This window comes from Neisseria sp. HMSC055H02 (genome assembly GCF_001813335.1).
GTDB classification, from domain to species: domain Bacteria; phylum Pseudomonadota; class Gammaproteobacteria; order Burkholderiales; family Neisseriaceae; genus Neisseria; species Neisseria sicca_C.
Window position 1 is genome coordinate 9,222 of record NZ_KV812126.1, and the last position, 3,295, is coordinate 12,516.

Sequence of the window (3,295 nt, forward strand, 5' to 3'; positions counted from 1 at the left end):
TTAGGATGGGGGTGGTTTTGTGGGTTTAGGCAAAATCGGCTTCGTGTAGCCCATAAAGCCACCCTCTCCCCAGCCCTCTCCCGCCGGATGGGAGAGGGAGCAGGTTGTCTGAATCGGGAACTTGTCTGTTATTTATAGTGGATTAAATTTAAATCAGGACAAGGCGACGAAGCCGCAGACAGTACAGATAGTACGGAACCGATTCACTTGGTGCTTCAGCACCTTAGAGAATCGTTCTCTTTGAGCTAAGGCGAGGCAACGCCGTACCGGTTTAAAGTTAATCCACTATATTTCGCGGGCAAAGCCCACGCTACTAAAAAGGTTGTCTAAAAATTTTCAGACGACCTTGTTTTATATAAACCAACGCGTTTATTCCCCGCCTTCGGCAATCTGCTTGAGGCGGTACAGTGCGTCCAAGGCTTCGCGTGGTGTGAGGTCGTCGGGGCGGATTTGGTTTAGGGCCTCGGCGAGTGCGTTGTGGGCGGGGTTTTCTTGGCTGGCGGCGGTTTGGGATTCTATATCCGCCGTTTCGTCTGGACTAAACCCGCTGTATTCGTTTTCAGACGACAGGGTGCTGAAGATGTCCAATTGCGGGCGGACGGCTGCGGCTTGGGCTTCGAGTTCGTCCAGATGTTTTTGGGCGGCTTTGAGAGCGCGGTTGGGCAGGCCGGCGAGTTTGGCGACGGCGATGCCGTAGCTTTTGCTGGCGGGGCCGGGTTCGATGTGGTGGAGGAAGACGATGTCTTGTCCTTGTTCGAGCGCGGAAAGGTGCATGTTGACTGCCGTTGCGTGGGCTTCGGGCAGTTTGGTCAGCTCGAAATAGTGGGTGGCGAAGAGGCTGAAGGATTTGTTTTTTTGCAGCAGGTGTTCGGCGATGGCGTGCGCGAGGGCGAGGCCGTCGAAGGTGGAGGTGCCGCGTCCGACTTCGTCCATGAGGACGAGGGATTGGTCGGTGGCGTGGTGGAGGATGTAGGCGGTTTCGCTCATTTCGACCATGAAGGTGGAGCGGTTGGAGGCGAGGTCGTCGGAGGCGCCGATGCGGGTGAAGATTTGGTCGATGGGTCCGATTTGGGCGGCGTCGGCGGGGACGAAGCTGCCGGTGTGCACCATGAGGACGATGTGGGCGACTTGGCGCATATAGGTGGATTTGCCGCCCATGTTGGGGCCGGTCAGGAGCATGAGGCGGTGTTTGTGGTCGAGGCGGGTGTGGTTGGCGGTGAAGTGGCGCACTTGCTGCTCGACGACGGGATGGCGGCCGTTTTCGATATGGATGACGGGGTAGTCGGCGAACTCGGGGCAGACGAAGCCGCGTTCGGCGGCGGTGGCGGCGAAGGTGGAGAGTACGTCGAGGGCGGCGGCGGCTTTGGCGGCTTTTTGAAGCTGGGGAAGGGTCGTCTGAATGTCTTTTAGAAGGGCTTCAAACAGGCGTTTTTCCAATGCCAATGCCTGCTCTTGCGCGGTCAGGACTTTGTCTTCGAAGGTTTTGAGTTCAGGGGTGATGAAGCGTTCGGCGTTTTTCAGGGTCTGGCGGCGCTGGTAGTCGGCGGGGGCTTGTTCGGCCTGGACTTTGGATAGCTCGATGTAGAAGCCGTGGACGCGGTTGAACTCGACTTTGAGGGTGGAGAGGCCGGTGCGTTCGCGTTCGCGCGCTTCGAGGTCGAGCAGGAATTCGTCGCCGTGGTTTTGGATGTGGCGCAACTCGTCGAGTTCTGCGCAATAGCCTTGGTTGATGACGCCGCCGTCTTTGAGCCAAACGGCGGGTTCGGGCATCACAGCGGCTTTGAGGGTTTCGGCGACGGGCAGGGTTTCGGGGAAAACGGCTTTGAGGGTTTCCAACAGGCTGCTGCCCTCGGCGGACAATTCGATTTCGGACAGGGCAAACAGGCTGTCGCGCAAGGCGGCGAGGTCGCGCGGGCGGGCGTTGCCGACGGCGATGCGGGCGGCGATGCGTTCGATGTCCGCAATGTTTTTCAGACGGCCTTGCAGGGTTTCGTATTGCGAACCCAACGCGGCAACGGCTTCTTGGCGGGCACGGATGTGGGCGCGGCTGCGCAGGGGGTGGTGCAGCCAGAGTGCCAAGAGGCGGCTGCCCATGTGGGTGGCGCAGCCGTCGAGTATGGAAAACAGGGTCGGCGATTTTTTGCCGGAGAGAGTTTGCGTGATTTCGAGATTGCGGCGCGTGGCGGCGTCCATACCGATATATTGGCTATCGGTTTCGAGCGAAATGCCGTCGAGGTGTTGCGGCATCAGGTTTTGCGTCAGGCGGATGTAGTTCAACAGCGCGCCCGCCGCGCCGACGGCGGCTTCGTGCTCCTTGCCGTCCAAACCGAAGCCGTGCAAGTCTTGGCAGCCAAAGTATTCGGTCAACAATTTCGCGCCCGCGTCGGCGGCAAACTGCCATGAGTTCAGGCGCGTGATGTTGGCAGAGGTCGTCTGAAAACCATTAGGCAGGCTTTTGCCTTCGGGCAACAGGATTTCCGCCGCCTGCAAACGCGCCAGCTCGTCGGCGAGCTTGTCCGCCGTCGTCAGCTTGGTTTTGAATTCGCCGCTTTGCAAAGATGCCCACGCGATGGCGATGTGTTTTTTATCCGCGTTCACCGCCGCGATGCGGTTGGTTTCCTTGTCTTCCAAAAACGCCGCGTCGGTCAGCGTGCCGGGCGTAACGATGCGCACGACTTTGCGCTCCACCGGCCCTTTGCCCGCGCCGACTTCGCCCACCTGCTCGCACACTGCCACGCTTTTGCCCATCTTCACCAGCCGCGCCAGATACTGCTCCGCCGCGTGAAACGGCACGCCCGCCATCTTAATCGGCACGCCGTCCATCTGCCCGCGCGTGGTCAGGGTGATGTCCAACAGCTTCGCCGCTTCCACCGCGTCATCCAAAAACAGCTCGTAAAAATCGCCCATGCGGTAAAACACCAGCTTGTCGGCGTGCTGCGATTTGATGGCGAGATACTGCTGCATCATCGGGGAAACGGCGGATTTGCTCATGGGAATGCCTTGCAAAACGGAAAAGCCTTATTGTAGCAAAAGGTCGTCTGAAACCCTAATAGACGGTATTAATATAACCATTTGATTTTAAAATAAGTGATGCCTGCATACACAGTCTGATACAGTCAATACAAAAGACATTCAGGCACAGTTTTGACACAAGTTTGGCGCTTAAATGCGTATTTTTAGAAGCAATACTTAAGCATCCCAATTGTCGGGAGGGTTAAGTATTGCTTTTTTTTGGGCAAAAGGAGAGTGAATGAAAAAAACTTTATTAACCGGCCTTGCTGCCGGTTTTTTTGCG

Annotated in this window: 1 protein-coding gene and 1 pseudogene; one reads left to right on the top strand and one right to left on the bottom strand. The window is 57.4% G+C overall.

What is annotated here, in order from left to right; genetic code table 11:
- Nucleotides 1-133 precede the first annotated feature (133 nt).
- Nucleotides 134-196: pseudogene (locus tag HMPREF2907_RS13745) on the top strand (transposase); the annotation flags it as partial.
- A gap of 173 nt (nucleotides 197-369) precedes the next feature.
- On the opposite strand, the gene mutS reads toward HMPREF2907_RS13745, so the two are convergent.
- The gene (gene mutS, locus HMPREF2907_RS10620) at nucleotides 370-2,991 is read right to left on the bottom strand and encodes a DNA mismatch repair protein MutS (RefSeq protein WP_070682660.1); all 2,622 of its coding nucleotides are present in this window, start codon (nucleotides 2,989-2,991) and stop codon (nucleotides 370-372) included.
- Nucleotides 2,992-3,295 lie beyond the last annotated feature (304 nt).